Source organism: Mesorhizobium sp. M0189 (assembly GCF_040322135.1).
In the GTDB taxonomy this organism is placed as follows: domain Bacteria; phylum Pseudomonadota; class Alphaproteobacteria; order Rhizobiales; family Rhizobiaceae; genus Mesorhizobium.
The window spans coordinates 399863-417739 of the sequence record NZ_JAMYSW010000002.1 but is presented as its reverse complement, the minus strand read 5'-3'; the positions used below and the strand labels follow the sequence as shown (position 1 = coordinate 417739).

General features: G+C 62.8%; 15 protein-coding genes. 1 reads left to right on the top strand and 14 read right to left on the bottom strand.

All coding sequences use genetic code 11. The annotated features are described in order from the left end of the window. Positions 1-19: 19 nt before the first annotated feature. From NKJ09_RS04945 to NKJ09_RS04885, 13 genes are all read right to left on the bottom strand, one after another. Positions 20-949, bottom strand: a complete 930-nt coding sequence (locus tag NKJ09_RS04945; RefSeq protein WP_352494031.1) for a pseudouridine-5'-phosphate glycosidase — start codon at positions 947-949, stop codon at positions 20-22. Between the two features lie 10 nt (positions 950-959). After that, the gene (locus NKJ09_RS04940) at positions 960-2069 is read right to left on the bottom strand and encodes a carbohydrate kinase (protein WP_352515636.1); all 1110 of its coding nucleotides are present in this window, start codon (positions 2067-2069) and stop codon (positions 960-962) included. An 84-nt stretch (positions 2070-2153) separates the two neighbouring features. After that, a complete protein-coding gene (locus NKJ09_RS04935) occupies positions 2154-3671 on the bottom strand; it encodes a zinc-binding dehydrogenase (RefSeq protein ID WP_352493958.1) in 1518 nt (505 codons plus the stop codon). A gap of 10 nt (positions 3672-3681) precedes the next feature. Beyond that, on the bottom strand, positions 3682-4119 hold the full coding sequence (locus tag NKJ09_RS04930; protein WP_023716711.1) for an SRPBCC family protein: 438 nt from the start codon (positions 4117-4119) through the stop codon (positions 3682-3684). 81 nt (positions 4120-4200) lie between these two features. Then, entirely contained in the window at positions 4201-6387 is a 2187-nt protein-coding gene (locus NKJ09_RS04925) for a flotillin family protein (RefSeq protein ID WP_352493957.1), read from the bottom strand. Between the two features lie 79 nt (positions 6388-6466). Beyond that, positions 6467-8722, bottom strand: coding sequence for an ABC transporter permease (locus NKJ09_RS04920; protein ID WP_352493956.1), 2256 nt, complete (start codon positions 8720-8722; stop codon positions 6467-6469). Further along, on the bottom strand, positions 8715-9500 hold the full coding sequence (locus tag NKJ09_RS04915; protein WP_352493955.1) for an ABC transporter ATP-binding protein: 786 nt from the start codon (positions 9498-9500) through the stop codon (positions 8715-8717). Before NKJ09_RS04915 ends, NKJ09_RS04920 begins: the two co-directional genes overlap by 8 nt. A gap of 27 nt (positions 9501-9527) precedes the next feature. Then, positions 9528-10775, bottom strand: a complete 1248-nt coding sequence (locus NKJ09_RS04910) for an ABC transporter substrate-binding protein (protein WP_352493954.1) — start codon at positions 10773-10775, stop codon at positions 9528-9530. A 46-nt stretch (positions 10776-10821) separates the two neighbouring features. Further along, a complete protein-coding gene (locus NKJ09_RS04905; protein WP_352493953.1) occupies positions 10822-11847 on the bottom strand; it encodes a branched-chain amino acid ABC transporter permease in 1026 nt (341 codons plus the stop codon). Beyond that, complete coding sequence (locus NKJ09_RS04900; RefSeq protein ID WP_023716705.1) at positions 11844-12845, bottom strand: branched-chain amino acid ABC transporter permease; 1002 nt, start codon at positions 12843-12845, stop codon at positions 11844-11846. The genes NKJ09_RS04905 and NKJ09_RS04900 overlap by 4 nt, the downstream gene beginning before the upstream one ends. Positions 12846-12919: 74 nt before the next feature. Beyond that, complete coding sequence (locus NKJ09_RS04895) at positions 12920-14260, bottom strand: metal-dependent hydrolase family protein (RefSeq protein WP_352493952.1); 1341 nt, start codon at positions 14258-14260, stop codon at positions 12920-12922. A gap of 54 nt (positions 14261-14314) precedes the next feature. Continuing rightward, entirely contained in the window at positions 14315-15094 is a 780-nt protein-coding gene (locus NKJ09_RS04890; protein ID WP_352493951.1) for an alpha/beta fold hydrolase, read from the bottom strand. Continuing rightward, positions 15091-15969: a fumarylacetoacetate hydrolase family protein gene (locus NKJ09_RS04885; RefSeq protein ID WP_352762395.1), complete on the bottom strand. Its 879-nt coding sequence runs from the start codon at positions 15967-15969 to the stop codon at positions 15091-15093. Before NKJ09_RS04885 ends, NKJ09_RS04890 begins: the two co-directional genes overlap by 4 nt. A 21-nt stretch (positions 15970-15990) precedes the next feature. Between NKJ09_RS04885 and NKJ09_RS04880 the strand changes: the two genes are divergently transcribed. Then, the gene (locus NKJ09_RS04880; RefSeq protein ID WP_245278491.1) at positions 15991-16836 is read left to right on the top strand and encodes a FadR/GntR family transcriptional regulator; all 846 of its coding nucleotides are present in this window, start codon (positions 15991-15993) and stop codon (positions 16834-16836) included. Between the two features lie 43 nt (positions 16837-16879). Here NKJ09_RS04880 and NKJ09_RS04875 read toward each other — a convergent pair whose 3' ends face one another. Next, positions 16880-17728 carry a MurR/RpiR family transcriptional regulator gene (locus NKJ09_RS04875; RefSeq protein WP_023716700.1) on the bottom strand — a complete coding sequence of 283 codons (849 nt, stop codon included), beginning with the start codon at positions 17726-17728 and terminating at the stop codon, positions 16880-16882. Positions 17729-17877 lie beyond the last annotated feature (149 nt).

Below are 17877 nucleotides of genomic sequence, written 5' to 3'. Positions count from 1 at the left end.
CGCTGGCCGGGTGCTGCCTCTATCTGGTCACGCCTTTCAATTTCGCATGCACCACCGCGATGCGGGCGGCGAGCGCGGCGTTGTTGCGGACCAGCGCGATGTTGGCCTTCAGGCTGCGGCCTTGCGAAAGCTCGTTGATGCGGGCGAGCAGAAACGGCGTCAGTTCCTTGCGCCCGATGCCGCGCTGCTCCGCTTCGGCTACCGCCGCTGCGATCGTGCCGTCGATGAATGCCGGATCGAGCGCGTCCGCTTCGGGGATAGGGTTGGCGACGAGAATGCCGGTGCCGGATTCCATCTCGTCATGCAGCAGCATGGCTCGCGCGATCTCGTCGGGGGTATCGAGGCGATGATCGGCCTTGAGCCCGCTGGAGCGGGTGTAGAAAGCCGGAAAATCATCACTCCCATAGGCGATCACCGGCACACGCTGGGTTTCCAGATATTCCAGCGTCTTCGCAATATCGAGGATCGACTTGACTCCGGCGCAGACGACAGTCGTGCCGGTTTGGCCGAGTTCGGTCAGGTCGGCCGAGATGTCGAAAGTCGCTTCGGCGCCGCGATGCACGCCGCCGACGCCGCCGGTCGCAAAAATGCCGATGCCGGCGAGTGCCGCGATCCGCATCGTCGCCGAGACGGTGGTTCCGGCCGAGCCGCCGTGCACCATGATGGCGGCGAGATCGCGCCCGGAAGCCTTGACCACGCCCTTTGCCGCTGCCAGCTCTTCCAGTTCACGGTCGTCGAGGCCAACCTTGATCTTGCCGGCGACCACCGCGATCGTGGCGGGCACAGCGCCGTTTTCACGCACCACGGTCTCGACACCACGAGCAGTCTCCAGATTGGCCGGATAGGGCATGCCGTGGGTGATGATCGTCGATTCCAGCGCCACCACCGCGCGGCCTTTATCAAGCGCAGCAGCGACTTCATCGTTCAGGTGGACAAGGGAAGGTTTCATCATCTCGCTTTCAGGCAGGAATGCGGTACATGCCGGCGGCAAGGAAGCGCGGCGATAGATCGGGGTGGACGCTGGATTCGCTCTCCGTGGTCAGCGTGGCGAGCAGTGCGCCGGTGCGGACGGCATGAGCTACCGGATCATCCGAAAGCACCTTGTACAAAGTGCCAGCGATCATCGCGTCACCGGCGCCGGTGATGTCGACGGCCTGCGCCGGGACGGAGCGCATCGTCGTAACACCGCTCTCGGTCGCAACGGCAAATCCATGCGCGCCTGCGGTTACGATCACCGTGCTGGCGCCGGCCGCGCGCAGCGCTGCTGCTGCTTCCTTCGGCGTTAGCCGCTTGTCGGCATCCGTCATGCCGAGCATCGTATTGGCCTCGTCATGGTTGGTGAACAGAAGGTCGATGCCGGTCAGATCCTTAGGCAGGCGCGCTGATTTCGGCGACGAGACTGTGTCGACGGCGAGCTTGAAGCGCGCGCCCTGCTTGCGCGAGATCAGTGCTGCGATGGTCGAAGCCGGCAGATTGCAGTCGATGAACACCCATGTCGCCGAAGCCAGATGCGGCCAGAAGCGGTCGAGATAGGACGACGAAAACAGATCGAAGATCTCCATGTCGGCAATGCCGAGCACCAGATCATTGTTGCGGTCGAGGATGGCGGCATATTCCGCCGTCGGCCGTTCCGTGGTGGTGATGACCTGGCTGACATCGGCGCCAAGATCGCGCAGGTGCCGCACCAGCGAGCGGCCGGTTTCATCGTCGCCGACGATCGAGACGAAGCTTATGTCGACGCCGAGGCGGGCAAGGTTTTCGGCTACGTTGCGGGCGACCCCTCCGAAGCTGCGATAACCGTCGACCGGGTTCGACGTCTCGAAAATCAGATCCTTCTTGGCGTGGTATTTGCGGTCGAGCACCGCGCCGCCGACGCAGACCATGCGCTTGGACGTCGGCAAGACGTAACCACGGCCGAGAATATAGCCCTTGTTGACGAGTTGCACGATGTGGGCCGCGACCGTCGAGCGGGCGATGCCGAGCGCCGTTGCTATGTCCTGCTGGCCGGCGAACGGGTTCGCCGCAATGAGGTCGAGAACCGCTTGTTCCTGTGCTCCAAGGTCGTCCATTGTCCCGCCCGGCCGTCAAATTCGAGGCTGAACGCTTTCGCAACAACAGATGACATTGTCAACATCTGTTTCGACGAGTGTCGGCTATGGCACCAGCACCAATGCGCCTATTGTCCGCCTGGCCTCAAGGTCGCGGTGAGCATCGCCGGCGTCGGATAGGTTATAGCGCTTGGGCGGTTCGATCCTGACGACGCGCTGTCGCAGCGCGGCAAAGAAACGCTCGACGTGCGGGGCTAGTTTTTCCGGCGTGTCGGTGTAATGCGCATAGTTGGGACGCGATACGGTGATCGACTTCGATGCAAAGCGGTCGATGTCCCAATTGCCGATCGGCCCTGACGCCTGACCGAAACTGACGAGGTGACCGCGAATGCGGAGCGCCGCCAGCGAGCCGCCGAACGTATCCTGGCCGATCGCATCGTAGACCACATCGGCGCCGACGCCTCCCGTCAGCCGCATGACGGCCTCAGTGAAATTCTCACGCGAGTAGACGATGACATGATGGGCACCGAGGCGTTCGACGATGCGCGCCTTGTCGTCGCTCGACACCGTTGCAATGACCGTTGCGCCGAGATGGCGTGCCCATTGCACCAGAAGCTGGCCGATGCCGCCGGCGCCGGCATGGACGAGAACGACGGAGCCCGGCTGCACCGCATGGACATCATGCAGCAAAAAACTCGCACTGACGCCCTTGAGCAGACCCGCGGCCGCAATCTCGTCGGGAATATCGTCGGACAGGCGAACCAGCAGATCGGGCGCCACGTTGCGCCGCTCGGTATAAGCGCCGACCGGCGGGCAGGCATAGGCGATGCGGTCGCCGACCGAGAAACCGGCAATCTCCAAACCGACCGCTTCGACGACGCCGGCTGCCTCCATGCCAGGCACGCCCGGTGGTTGCAAAAGGTCGAAATAGCCGGTGCGGCAATAGACGTCGATGAAGTTGACGCCGATCACAGTATGGCGGATCCGCACCTCGTTCGGCGCCGGCGGCGGCAAGCCGATCTCCTTGAGTTGCAGCACCTCCGGACCGCCATAGCGCTCGACCACAATAGCCCTGGTTGTTGCTGACTGGCCGAACGATGTTGTTGCGGAAGAGACCGGCGAAGCGATCAGCGGCGGGGCTGACGGAGGTGCCGGCGTTGGCGCTCTTGCCTTGGCAGTCAGAACCCTTCCTCGCAAAAGGCTACGGATCGCCGCGAAGCCGGCCTGATAAATGCCTTCGGAGACGAGCTTGACCAGTTCGTCGCGGCGGTGCGTAGGTGGATGGAATTCGGAACGCCATTCCCAGAAGGTCGCGTTGCCGTCGGTCACCGGCTTCAGCTGGATCGATGCGACATAACCCATCAGCGGCAGCGGCGCTTCGAGCAGGCAATAGGCGAGCCGAAAGTCCTTGTCGGACAGCGCCAGCAGCTGTTCGCGCAACTCGCCGCCATCGGCCAGGCGGAAACGACGAACCGAACCGACCGCGTCGACCGGGTCGCCACCTTCGATTTCGCTGAACGAGATCGCCGGGTGCCAGCGTTCATGGCCGTTGAAATCGCGCAGAATCGACCAGACATCATCGATCGGCGCATCGATGATGGTGCTCTGGCGGACTTGAACCATCGCGGGAATGTCAGCGCCCGAAGCGCTGCTTGAGTGCGCTCAACGCCGCCTGGAAGACGCCGGTGCCGATCTGATGCATAAGTGCTGCTTCGCGCTCAGGCGCACAGTCGAACTCCGCCTCCCATTCGGCCAGAGTGAGATTGCCGTCGGTGATCGGCGTCAGCGACAGCGTGGCGATATAATTCTCCACCGCCATCGGGCTTTCCAGGATAGCGTAACTGCACGACAGATCGTAGTCGGACAGTGCCAGCAATTTTTCGCGAATCCGCCCGCCATCCCTGAGCACAAAGTTGCGGATGCAGCCGATCTGGTCGGCCGGTGCGTTCTGTTCGACGCGGCTCTCCGCAACGAATGGCGCCCAGGCGGGAAGGCCGTTGAAGTTGCGCACGAGCTTCCAGACTTCCGCAGCCGGCGCAGGGATGACCGAGGACACATAGACCTTGGTCATGCCCCACCGCCCGCATCGAACGAGCGGCCGGTGCCGAGGCATCGCCACTCATTCGCACAGCACACCGCCCACCGGACCTGGTCAGCGGTCGCGGTCGTCATCGTCGTCCTTGCTGACCTTGCCTTTGCCTTTCTTGTCGCGGGTCAGGCTCGATATGTCCTTGGCATCGCGCAGCACGTCGGTCATGCGGCCGAGCGAGCCGCCCTCGATGCCGATCTCCTTCATCAGATTATCGATCATCGGCGCCTGGACCCGGTAGCGCAGCGCCGAATCGATCACCTCGTCGGTGACGTTGCGGTTGCCGCCCTGCCCGCCATTGATGCCGTCGACGTGCAGGATCTTGATGCCGTCGATTTTCTCCATCGGCTTGACGCTTTCGCGGATGATGCCTTCCATGTGGTCGAGCAACTTGCCGCGCAGGCGACCGGCACGAGCCTCGTTGGAGAGCAGATTGTCGGCCTCGTTGAGCTGACGATGGCCGGCGGCATCAACCTCGTAGCGCTGGGCCGCCGCAAGGGCGTGGATCTTCTCCGCCTCGGCCGCGGCAACAGCGGCGATCTTCTGCGCTTCGGCCAGGCTCTTGGCCGCCTTCATCTCGGCATCTGCGGCCGCGGTTATGCGCAAGGCCTCGCGCTCGGCCTCACGAGCCGCACCGATCAAGTCGGTCAGCTTGCGGCGCTCGGCGATCTCGCGCTCGCGCGCTGTGAAGGCCTGCTCCTCAGCCTGGATGGCCTTGGCGCGCACCGCCTCGGATGCCGCGATAGCGGAGGAACGCTCCTGCGTCTTTTTGGCGATGTCGATGGCCTTCTGGATTTCGGCTATCTCGATCTTCTGGTCGCGCTCGACGCCGAGCTGGCGGATGTCGCGGTCCTTGATCAGCCGCGCCTCCTCGATGCCGCGCTCGGTGGTGATGCGAGCGCGCTCGACCTCTTCGCCGGCCGATATTTCGGCTTCCTCGAAAGCCTGGCGCTTGGCGACTTGCAGCGCCTCGAGGTGACGCTCGCGTGCAATCCTGACCTCGTCGATGGCACGCTCCTGCCCGATCCGCGCTGTTTCGGTCGCCTGGTTCTCGACAATTTCGGCGCGGCGCTTTTCTGCCTCGGCCCTGGTAACCTCCAATGCCTTTTCCGCCAGCGCGATCTGGCGTTCGAGCTCGGCGATTTCGAGGGCTTTCCTGCGCTCGATCTCGAGCTCGCTCTGCGTGCCTTCGCGTTCGATCCTGGCCTTTTCCAGGGCGAGCTCTAGCGCGATCTGCTCGCGCTCGGTCAGTTCGCGCATTTTCATTTCCGTCTCATCGAGGGCGCGGCGGCGCGCAATCTCGCGGCGCTGCGTGTCTTCCTCGCTCTTGATGCGCTCCTCGGTAATGTTGCGCTCCTGGTTGAGGCGCGATTTCTCGACGGCCTCGCGCGCCGACAGTTGCGCCTGCTCGGCCTCCTGGTCGCGGATCGCCCGCTCCCTGGCGAGTTCGGAGCGCTGCGAGGCGCGACGTATCTCGACCTCGCGCTCCTGCTCGAGGCGGGCGTATTCGGTGTCGCGGTCGATCTCCAGCACCTTGCGCTGGGTGTCGAGGTTCTGGTTGCGGATGTCGACCAGCGTGCGCTGCTCGATCTCGTTGCGCATCCTGCGGCGCGTCTCGATCGATTCCGTCAGTTGGGTGAGGCCTTCGGCGTCGAAGGCATTGGACGGATCGAAATATTCGAGGCTGGTCTGGTCGAGGTCGACGATGGCGACGCTTTCCAGCTCCAGCCCGTTGGCGGCGAGCGATTCCGAGGCAAGCTGCCGGACCCTGGCCGCATAGTCGCCGCGCAGCTCGTGCATCTCTTCCAGCGTCATCTGGGCGGCAACGGTGCGCATGGCACCGGCGAACTTGCCCTCCAGCAATTCGCGCAGGCTGTCGGGCTGCAGCGTGCGGCGCCCGAGCGTCTGGGCTGCGGCGGCGACCAGATCGCGGCCGGCGCCGACACGGACGAAGAACTCTGCGACCAGATCAACGCGCATGCGGTTCTTGGTGATCAGCGCAAAGGCATCCTCGCGGCGCACTTCGATGCGCAGGACGTTCATGTTGACCGGCGTGATCTCGTGCAGCACCGGAATGACGAAAGCGCCGCCGTTCACCACCACCTTCTCGCCCATGAAGCCGGTGCGCACGAATGCCGTCTCCTTGGTCGACCGGCGATAAAGCCATCGCAGTATGTAGACGGCGATCACCACGACGATCGCGGCAATGATTAGCCACAAAAGGAAAGCGCCCAAGGTCTGCGCGGCCATCTTTTCTACCCTCCCAAATAGAATGCGGTCAGCCACAGGCTACCGGCACCGATTTTACAATTGCGCGTGCTCGAAGCCATTATGCTCGCCTCTGCAGTTTCGGCGTGATCGCGCGGAACGCATTGACCGCCGCATCGACGAAGAGCGCGTCATTGATGTTCGCACCCACACGCTCGAGATGGCGCTGCGGCGTCTGGCGAACGGTCTTCTCGATCGCCTCGAACAGGGCGTGGTCGGCCTCCGGATCGTGAAACGGCTGGCCTGGTGCATCGAGCGTCGAGACACCGCCCTCCGGCAACAGGAACCGCACCGGGCCATTCATGGCATTGAGCCGCGCACCGATCCATTCGCCAAAGGCGCGGTTCTCGTCGCGGGTTGTCCGCATCAGCGTGACGTTCGGATTATGGATGACGAATTTGCGGCTTCGAAATTTCTCCGGCACGCTGTCGCGCGGGCCGAAATTGACCATGTCAAGCGCGCCGGTCGAGCCGACATAGGGCAAGCCGGTGCGGATTGCGGCGCCAAAGCGGTCTTCAGTCGCCGGAAAAACACCGCCGACGATCATGTCGGCCACTTCCGTCGTGGTCAGGTCGAGGAAGGCCGAGAGCAGCCGCGAATCGCCGAGCTTCTCCATTGCCCGCCCGCCGATGCCGGTGGCGTGGAAAACGAGACAGTCGTAGTCGGCCTCGAGCAGTCTGGTCACCGCCTGCACTGCTGGCGTTGTTACGCCGAACATGGTGATGCCGACTGCGGGGCGCGCCAGCTTGCGCCTGGCCTCCCAGGCTTCGGCATTGGGCAGCTGCGCGACCATGCCCGCCATCGCATGCGCGGCGTTCGACAGCACCTGTTCGGTGATCGAATTCAACCCCTGAACGTCGGCGACCGAATGGAACATCATGATATCGGCACCGCCGACATATTTGGCGACGTCGCCGGCTGCCACGGTCGACACCATCAGTTTAGGGATGCCGACGGGCAGCACGCGCATGCCTGCTGTTGCCAGCGTGGTGCCGCCGGAGCCGCCGGCCGAGATGACGCCGCCAATGCGCGGCTCGCGCTCGATCCAGCGCGCGAAGGCTTCCGCCATAGCGCTCACCGAGCCGCCGCGATCATTGGTGAAAACGGCCGCCGATCCCCGCATATGCATTCCGGCTACCTGCATGGCAGGAACGTCGGCGCTCGACGGTTTTCCGGAGGTGGAGAGGTCGACGGTGCGAACCGGAATGCCGAGGGACTTCAGCCGGTCGGCGACGAACCGCAATTCCTTGCCCTTGGTATCGAAAGTGCCGGCGACGAGCACTGTTCTTCCAATGCGTTCGGCGAAAGGAATTGCAAAGACCTTCTTCAAATCGTCCTGTGGCGCGGCCCTCTCGATAGCCGCTTGCCGCATGGCCGTGACCGGCACGTTCCAGCGGTTGGGCAGTTCGGTGACCGGAAGGTAGGTTCCATTCTGGGTCATCGGTTCGGAACCGGTAGCCGTCCGGTCGATGCGGTAGACTTCAGCCAACTGGTCCTTCGCCTGTGCCGCGGCTGCCGGCGTGACGGACGTCTCGTCGGCATGGCGTCCGACACCAAGCAGCCGTTGCTGCAATTCCCGGTCTGCCGCGAGCGCTGCCGCGTCCATCAGCCGATTGATGCGGCCGTTGACCATGATGGCGACCTGGTTGGAAACCGCGGTCGCCACGCCGATATTCTGCTCGATGACGAGGATCGCCATCTCACCTTCCTCGGCCAAGGTGACCAGCATCCGCTCAACCTGGTCGACAATGATCGGCGCAAGGCCTTCGGTCGGCTCGTCCATGACCAGCAGCTTCGGGTCGCTGAGCAGGGCACGCGAGATCGCCAGCATCTGCTGTTCGCCGCCGGAGAGCTGCGAGCCGCCATTGGTGCGGCGCTCGGCGAGGCGCGGAAATGTCTGGTAGATGCGTTCGACGGTCCAACTCGCATCGCGCCGATTGCCGGCAGCGAGACGGAGATGCTCATCAACGCTCAGGCTTGGCCAGACGCGCCGCCCTTGCGGCACATAACCGACGCCGAGGCGATGGATCTCGTGCGGTTCGAGCGCAGTGATCTCGCGGCCGTCGACGCGGATCGAGCCGGAGCGCGCGCGCTTCAGGCCGACGATGGTGTTGCAGAGCGTCGACTTGCCCATGCCGTTGCGGCCGACCACCGACAGCACGCCGCTTTCCAGCGCCAGCGAGACGCCCTGAAGGGCATGGCTTTCGCCGTAATAGACCTGCAGATCCTCTATTTTGAGGATCGCCTTGCCTATTTTGCCGGAAGAGGCTGGGCCAGAAGGGAGCGTTCGGCCGAGGGGAACGGGGCGCTCAGCCATGCTTGCCCCCGAGATAGATCTCCTGGACCTCCGGGTCGGCCTCGATCTCTTGCGGCGTGCCTTCCTTGAACAGACGGCCGTTGTGCATCATCGACACATATTCCGAAACGCGCAGCGCGACATCCAGATCGTGCTCGATGATAATATAGCCGATATGCTTGGGCAGCGCATTGAGGATCGCCACCAAGTCGCGGCGCTCGGTCGGCGACAGGCCGGCCGCCGGCTCGTCGAACAGGATGAAGCGTGGCGCGCCGGCCAGCGCCAGCGCGATCTCCAACTGCCGCTGCTGGCCATGGCTGAGTGTCGCCACCAGCAGGTCGCGATAGGCCTCGAGATGCACGGCATTGAGGATCGATTCCGCCTGCACCATGTTGACGTCGGTGGCCTTTGGGCGGAGCAGCGAGAACCGTCGGCGTGAGACGCCGCGGCAAGCGAGAAAGATCGAGTCGAGAACCGACAAGCCTTTGAACAGCTGCGAGATCTGGTAGGTCCGCCGCAAGCCCCGCCGGATGCGTTCATGCGGCGGCAAGTCGGTGATGTCCTCACCGAAGAAGCGGATGCGGCCAGCCGTCGGCAGGAAATCGCCGGTCACTGCATTGAACAGCGTGGTCTTGCCGGCGCCGTTAGAGCCGAGAACCGCGCGCCGCTCGCCAGCCGCGATCCTCATATCAATGCCGGAGAGCGCCACCAAAGCGCCGAAATGCCGCGCAACGCCATCGAGTTCCAGCGCAAAGGCGCCGGAGCTTTGGAGACGGTTCGCGGCAAGAGTTTCGGTCACGGGCGGATATACTCGCAAGCCACGCGGTTACGGGCAGCTCGGATTGTCGCGGCTGACAGCCCCAAGCTTGGTGAACTCGTCTTCGGGAATGCCCAGCGTCTGGTTGACCTGCGACACGACTTTGACGAGCTTGTTCAAAAGATTGCCGTCCGGCCCCTCGGTCACCTCGGTCAGGTAGATGTCGGCAATCGCGTTGCGGTTCTTGTCCAGTGACACCTTGCCGGTCGGCGTGTCGAAAGACAGTTTCGAGAGTGCGTCACGCAGTTTGGCGCCGCCATCGGAGACATCGCCGCCGACCTGTTCGAGACCGAGCAATGTCGCCTTCATGTTGACGTAATAGCCGTGGGCGAAGAGCGACGGCGAGGGAAAGGCACCTGGCTGCTTCTTGTAGGCTTCGACGAAAGTTTTCCAACTAGGCGCGTCGTTGGTGTCGGCGGTTGGTCCGGCGGAAGGCGTGCCGACCAGCACGTCGCGCAGCTTGCCCTTCGAGGTCAGCACCGTCTGGTCGACGGTGATCGAGCCACCAATCAAGGGGGCCGCGCCGCCGCCCTGCTGATACTGGGTCAGGAAGTTCACGGCGTCGGCGCCGCCAAGCGCGACGTAGATTGCATCGACGTCATCGGGAATGGCCGCGATAACCGACGAAAAATCCTTGTTGCCGATCGGCACCCAGGATTTGGACGGCACCTTGCCGCCTGCCTTGCAGAACTCGGCCATGAAGCCGAAGACCTGCGTATACGGGAAAGAATAGTCCTCGGCGACCGTAGCGACCCGCTTGTAGCCTTTGTCGTTGAAGGCATAGGTGCCGAGACCCGCCATCCACTGCGCGCCGTCGGTCGAGAAGCGGAAGAAGTTTTCCGCCGGATTGCGCAGCGTCGTGTCCTGCGCCGCCGAGGTGCCATTGATGAAGGTCACGGTCGGCTGGGTCTTGGCATAGTCCTTGACGGCGAGGCCCTCATCGCCCGAAAGCGGGCCGACCAAAACCTTGACACCATCCTGCTCGACCAGCTTGCGCGCAGCGCGCACGGCGCTATCAGGTGAAGCGTCGGACGAGCCTTTGACGATTTCGATCTTCTTGCCGGCAACCATGCCGCTGACCTCATCGAGCGCCGTCTTCGCGCCGCGCTCGCCGTCTTCGCCGAGCACCGTGAACGGTCCCTCGAAAGTGGCGAGCAGGCCGATCTTGATCGTGTCGTCGGCGGCTAGCGCCAGAGACGGAGCTGTCAGCCCGGTGGCAAGCGCCAGCGCAAGCAGTGTGCGTCGATGTATTCTCATTTTTTCCTCCCTTTGATTGATTGATGCAGTTCATTCCGCTCCGGCGTCACGGACCGGAACGCAAGGACTCCTGAGCTAGCTGCGGTCTGATCCTCCCCCACAACCCAAGAATTCCATCCGGCGAGATGAAGACGATCACCAGGAACATCAGCCCGATCAGCGTGTTGAAACGCTCGGCTCCGACAAGGTCGATGGCAAAGGTCTGCATCAGGACAACGACGAGCGCGCCGAGAAAAGGCCCGATCGGGTGGCGCAAACCGCCGATGACGGCGATGATCAGCACGTCGATGGCTGCATCGACGCCGATCGTGCCGGGTGAAACGCGCCCATTGAACCAGACCAAAAGCACGCCTGCGACACCGGCAATGATTCCAGCCAGGAACCATGCGAAGACCTTGTGTGCGGTGACGTGATAGCCGAGCGCGCGCATGCGACGCGGATTGTCGCGGATTGCCTGCACGGTCATGCCGAAGGTCGAGCGGGCGCCGTAGAGTATCCCCGCGTAGGACAGCACCGCCGAACCCAGGCAGAGATAATAGAAGGCCTTCGGGTCGCGCCAGTTGACGCCCCAGAACACCGGCGCGCGAATGCCGGCATAGCCGGAATGGCCGTTGAAGATCGCGTAGTTTTGCTGGGCGAAATAGAAGGTCGCGGTGGCGATCGCCAACGTGATCATGATGGTATAGATGCCTTCGGTGCGCACCGAGATCCAGCCGATCAGCGCCGATGCCACCGCAGCTGCCAGAATGGCGAAGGGTGCTGCGATCCACCACGGCCAGCCGAGGCCGAGCACGTTCGAATTGTTCTCGCCGAGGATGGCGATGGCATAGGCGGCGATGCCGGCGACAGTGATCTGGGCAAGGCTGACCATACCGCCATAGCCGGCCAGCATCATCAGCGACAGTGCGAGCATGCCGAAGATCAGCGAATAACCGCCGATCTGCGTCAGGAAGAAATCGGATGCCACCAGCGGGTAGAGAACCAATGCTACGGCAAGGATGATGTGACCGGCGCCGAGCTTCTCCAGCCAGTTCTGTCGAGGCGCGGCGCCTACGGCGACGGTCAGGCTCATCGCGCTTTCCCCATGATGCCTTGCGGCCGCACCGACAGCACTACCACCATGATGACGAAGGTGAGCACGATGCCGTAGGTCGGGAAATAGACGAGGCCGATCTGTTCGGCGAGGCCGATCAGCAGCGCGCCGATTGCAGCACCGGTAATCGAACCCATGCCGCCGACGATGACGACGACGAGCGAGGCCAGGAGATAGCGGACGTCCTCGCCGGGCGCAACCGACAATGCCGAGCCGCCGACGACGCCGGCAAAGCCGGCAAGCCCGGCGCCGACGGCAAAGACGATAGCAAAGACCGCGTGTACGTTGACGCCCGAGGCCGACAGCATGGCGCGGTCGTCGACGCCGGCGCGGACCATCATGCCGACGCGCGTCTTGTGCAGCATCAGCCAAAGGCCGATGCCGATAACGATCGCAGCCGCCAGCACGACGACGCGATAAAGCGGGTAGGTGAGAAACACCGAGACGCCGTTAGACCGCACGGCCGTGACCACCGGTAAGGTCAGTGCACCGTCGAGCCATTCCGGCACCGGGATCTGATAGGTGCCGCCGGCCCAGACCGCCAGCATCAGGTCGGCGGCGACGATCGAGATACCGATGCTGACCAGGGTCTGGCGAAGGTCGTCGCCTTCCAGTCGCCGGAAGACGAAGATCTGCATGACGACGCCGACAAGGGCCAGAACGATAAAGCCCGCGGCGACACCCAGCAGCCAGTAGCCGGTGCGGTTCGCCACCTCATAGCCGATATAGGCGCCAAGCAGATAGAGCGAGCCATGCGCCAGGTTGACGTTGCGCATCAGGCCGAAGATCAGGGTAAAGCCGCTGGCGACCAGGAAATAAAGGCCAGCCAGGGTGATGCCGTTGAGGATGGCGCTGACGAATGCCTTCTTGGAAATCAGGATGGCGTTCAGCCAGTCCGGCCAGACGGCAAAGACCAGCCATGCAATGACGGCAGCTGCGAGGAGCCAGAAAAGACCCCACGCCTGTCTGCGCGTCATGCCGCCGCCAGAAATCTCGAGCCCCGAAGTCTTAGGCCGCGAAATGTCGGGCGAAGATGGCCGGTCCAGAATGCTCATGCGGTCAGCCGGCGGCGCTGCTCATTCAAGCGCGGCGCCTTGTGGAACTTGCCGTCCTTCATGATGGCGAGGATGCGGTTCTTGTCCTGCAGGATGCGCACGTCCGATATCGGGTCGCCGTCGATCAACAGCAGATCGGCGAGATAACCTTCCTTGATCATGCCGAGCTCGTCGCCCATCCCCATGATCTGTCCGCCATATTTGGTCCCGGCCTGGATTGCCTCCATCGGCGAGAAGCCAAGCATCTCGACGAAGGTCTGGATGTCCTTGGCGTTGGTGCCTTGCGGCGTCCAGGCAAAACCGTAGTCGCCACCGATGCAGACGCGGATGCCGCGTCGATGCATCTTCTTCATCGTCTCGATGCACATTTCGAGCTCACGCTCATATTCGAGCGAAAGCGGCGAACCAGGCTTGATGCCCCATTGCTCGGCATGGCGCGCGGTGTTGATCAGCCAGGCGATGCCGGGGGCCACGAAATGCTTGTCCTTGGCCGCCTCGAGCATGTCCAGAGCTTCCTCGTCGGCAAACGAAGCGTGGTAGATGTTCTGGATGCCATGACGGACGCACTGCTTGACCGAGCCGGATGAGCGCGCATGTGCCGACAGCACCTTGTTGCGGCACCGCGCCTCGGAGGCGGCCATGGCGACCTCTTCCTCCGACATTGGCGTTTCTTCGGCGCCCATGCCGGTGATGCTTTCGCCTGACAGATTGAGCTTGATGGAATCGACACCGTATTTGATCAGCTGGCGCACCGTGCGGCGGATTTCCTCGGGACCTGAGACGACGATGCCGAGATTGAGGCCTTCATGCGGAATGTGCGAAGGCGCGGAATCGCCGAGGCCGCCGACCGTCGTGATCTCGGGACCGGCGGCGAGGTAACGCGGTCCGGGAAAACGCCCCTGATTGATGAATTTCTTGCACACCACGTCGAGCCGCGGCTTGGCGGCTGCGGCGCCGCGGCCGGCAGTGAAGCCGGCGTCGAGTACCAGCTTGGCCATCTCCATGGTGACCAGCATGTGCTCTTCCACCTCCATCATCTGGATCGGGTCGATGCCGGGCGCGTTGTTCCAGGAGAGATGCAGATGCGCGTCGATCATGCCCGGCATCAGCGTCGCGCCCATGCCGTCGATCGTTGTGACACCGCCTGACAAGCCGCTGTAGGAGGACGACACAGCCGGCGAGCCGAAACGCGACGAGCCCTTGGTGATCTGCTTGATACGGTTGCCCTGAACCAGCACTTCGCCGGTGTAGGGGTATTCGCCGGTCGCATCGAGCACGCGCACATTGGTAAAGAGCGTGCTGCCCGGACCGTTTCCGTTCCAGCCGTCGTCTGCCATCAGAAAACCTCCCAAACTGTCGGGCGCACTGTTTTTACGCCCGAATTCCGATCCTCACCTATCAACGCGTCTCAAAAAATCGGCGAGCCTTTGGCTGCTTTCGCGGGGGCACTCCACCGTGGCCCAATGTCCGCACCGATCGAGAGACAAGAATATCGCTCCCTTTATCCTGTCGGCAAGCGCCTGGCCGACGCTCATCGGATTGACCGTATCGGCGTCGCCGGTAACCAAAAGGGTCGGCGCTGAAATCCGGCGCGTATCCACAGCCGTCGCCTTGGCCAGGGCTTCGCAGCTGCGGGCATAGGCTTCCGGGTCCTGCCTGGTGATGGATTCGCGCACGAAGGCGACGGCGGCCAGCGAGGTTTCCCTGGTATGTGCCGACAGCGCATTGGTGACGATCTGGTCGGCGATGTCGGCGATACCGCCCGATCGCGCCAATCGCGCCCGGTTGGCAAGGCCTTGCCGCGTCGCCTCGGCCGGCTCGGCGAGAGCACCGAACAAAACCAGCGACCTGACCAGCGACGGCTGCATCGCTGCGACCAACTGACAGACGATCGTGCCCATGGAGTGGCCGACGAAATGCGCCCGGGTGACGCCCATGCCCGCCATGGCGCGGATGACGGCGTCGCTCATTAGCTCGATCGTCAATGGATCGAGCGGCCGCGGCGAGCGGCCGGATCCAGGCAGGTCGAGGCGGATGACCCGGTAGGCCGAGAGCGCCTCCAGCTGCGGCTGGAACATGTTCGAGGTTCCGCCGAGACCGTGGATCATCACCACCGGCTCGCCCTCGCCGGCGACTTCCGCGACAATCGGACCGACGGTGACAGTTGTCATTGCACCCGCTCCACGATCCGGTTCTCCAGCGTCCCGATGCCGTCGATCTCGACCCGCACAATGTCGCCGGCTTTGAGATATTTCGGCGGATCAAAGCCGATGCCGACACCGACCGGCGTGCCGGTGGCGATGATGTCGCCCGGCTTCAAGGTGATGCCTTGCGAAAGCGTCGATATGATCGTCGGAATATCGAAGATGAGCAGCGATATTTTGGAATTCTGGCGGAGGTCGTCATTGACGAAACAACGTACCGAAGCGTTTTCCAGGTCGAGCTCATCCTTGGTGATCGCCCATGGCCCCATCGGGCAAAACGTATCCTGCGACTTACCGATTAGCCATTGGCTATATTTTCCCTGCAGGTCGCGGGCAGTGACGTCGTTGACAATCGTATAACCCCAGACGTGATCGTAAGCCTCGGCTTTCGAAATGCCGCGTCCGCCCTTGCCGATAATGACCGCCAGTTCCGCCTCATAATCGATCGCAATCGATATGGAAGGGTCGATCAGCACGTTCGAATGTGTTGCAACGACCGATTCGGGGACCTTCGAGAAAATGATCGGATGTTGCGGAATGGCGCCGGCACCGGCGCTCGAATCGAAGCCGCTGCGGGCAAACTCGTGGGCGTGTTCATAATAATTCTTGCCGACGCAAAAGATGTTGCGGGCAGGCAAAGGTATCGGCGCCTCGATCTCGACCTGCGCCAGCGGAACCGGCGACAGCGTGCGCGGCATCCCGGGGCCGTTGCGCCGCAACAGCGCCAGCACGCCAGACAGCGCCTGGTCAACAGGGATATCGAAGGGGGCGACCGACTGATTGTCGACATCGACAACGCCGACGCGACGTTCGCCTGCAATCGAAAACGTCGCGACCTTCATTCGTTCCTCCCTGAACCTTTTATGAGCCAATATAAGCTCTTTCGTTACACGCTATCGCCGATTGGTTTAGGCTGCAAGAGGGTTTTCGTCACTTGTCGCGGTAAATCGGGCCTTGACCTCATCAGGTACTGGACCGGCAGGGCGCCGGCTGATAGTATTGGTTCAACATTGGATCAGATTAAAAGCTCTCAACAAATGCCCAAGCTCGTCGCTAACGACATCGCCACTGTGCTGAAAAAACGGATTTCGGCCGGCGAGTGGCTTCAGGACGGGCGGATGCCGCCCGAGCGCGACCTTGCGGCCGAGTTCGGCGTGGCGCGCAATACGGTGCGTCGTGCCGTCGGCTTCCTGGAGGAGGACGGAACGGTTGTCCGGCATGTCGGGCGCGGCACTTTTCTGACTGCGACCAATCCCGATTCCATCGCGGCGACGGTCACGCGGATGGAAGGCACCAGCCCCGCCGACATGATGGAGATCAGGCAGTTGCTGGAGCCAGCGGCGGCGGCCTTCGCCGCCACAAATGCCAGCATGGCGGAACTAAACGCGGTTCGCGAAGCGCATCAGACCGCATGCGCTGCCGAGGACATGCCGGACTTCGAGCATTGGGACGCCGAGTTCCATCACTGCGTCTTCGCCTGCTGCCGCAATGACTTCCTGAAAGAGATTCACAATCTCATGCGCACGATCCGCAACCAATCGCCGTGGTTCGAAATGAAAAAGCGCTCATTCTCGGAGGAGCGCAGGCGCGTTTATTGCGACGAGCATCAGACAATATTGGACGCATTGCTGCGCCGCGACCCGGAAAGCGCCAACCAGGCGATGCTCGCCCATCTCAAGACAGTCGAGCGCAACCTTCTGGGCCGCTAATAGACGCGCGGCTCAAGGAGAGCGGGTGAGATGCGTCCAACGACTAAGCCTTCAGTACCGAGACGGCCAGTTCGCTGTTGTGGACGTATTCGTTGGCGTCAGGCTGCTTCTGCACGAGCAGGATGAACAGCAGGTCGGTGAGCGTCAGTTGTGCGTCGCGCGCGGTTATCGACGAAGAGCGCGCGCGCTCTTCATCGGCGATCGTGTGGAGGCGAATGTCGGCAACGCGGCTCAGCGGATTGTCGCGAAGTCCAGTGACGGCGATCACGGTGGTGCCACGTTTGCGAGCCAGTTCGGCTATCCGCAGGGTTTCGATGCTCGCCCCGGAATAGGAGAGCGCGAACAGCACGTCGCCTCGTCCAAGCGTCGAGACATTGGCCATTTGCACATGGCTGTCGCTGTCGTGCAGCACGTTGCGGCCGAGCTTCATCAGCTTGTAGGAGAAATCGCGCGCCACGAGCGAGGATGCGCCGACGCCGGCCAGATGAATGCGGCGCGCCCCGTTCAACGCTTCGAGGGCTTTGCCGATTTCCTGCTCGGTGTTGGCTGCGACGGTCTGTTGCATCGACAAGAGCTTGCTGCCGATCAGCTTGCGCAAGATGACCAGATAGCTGTCGCCGACCTCGATCGAACCGTGGATCATGCCGGCCGGCACGTGCCATTCCTGCGACTTGGCCTCGCTGACGGCGAGCTTGAGCTCCTGATAGCTGGCATAGCCGAGCTTCTGGCTGAACTTGACGACGCTCGACTGACTGCGGCCGATTTCGGCGGCGAGCGCCGCCGTCGACAGGCGCAGCATCTGGTCGGGATTGTCGACGATGTACCGCCCGATCTCGCGATCGCCGGGCGCCATGATCTCGAGCTTGGCCTCGATCTTCTTCAGGACGGACATGCGTTCCCCTGTTGCCAGTCATCGACAATGCCAAGCCAAGGAATAAATTATTCCGTTCCTGATTGACAGCCAAGAATGATCTATCAAATCTCGACCCGTGCGGTTTCGGCCTGGCCTTTCGCCCACACCAACGATTCGGACATGCACGG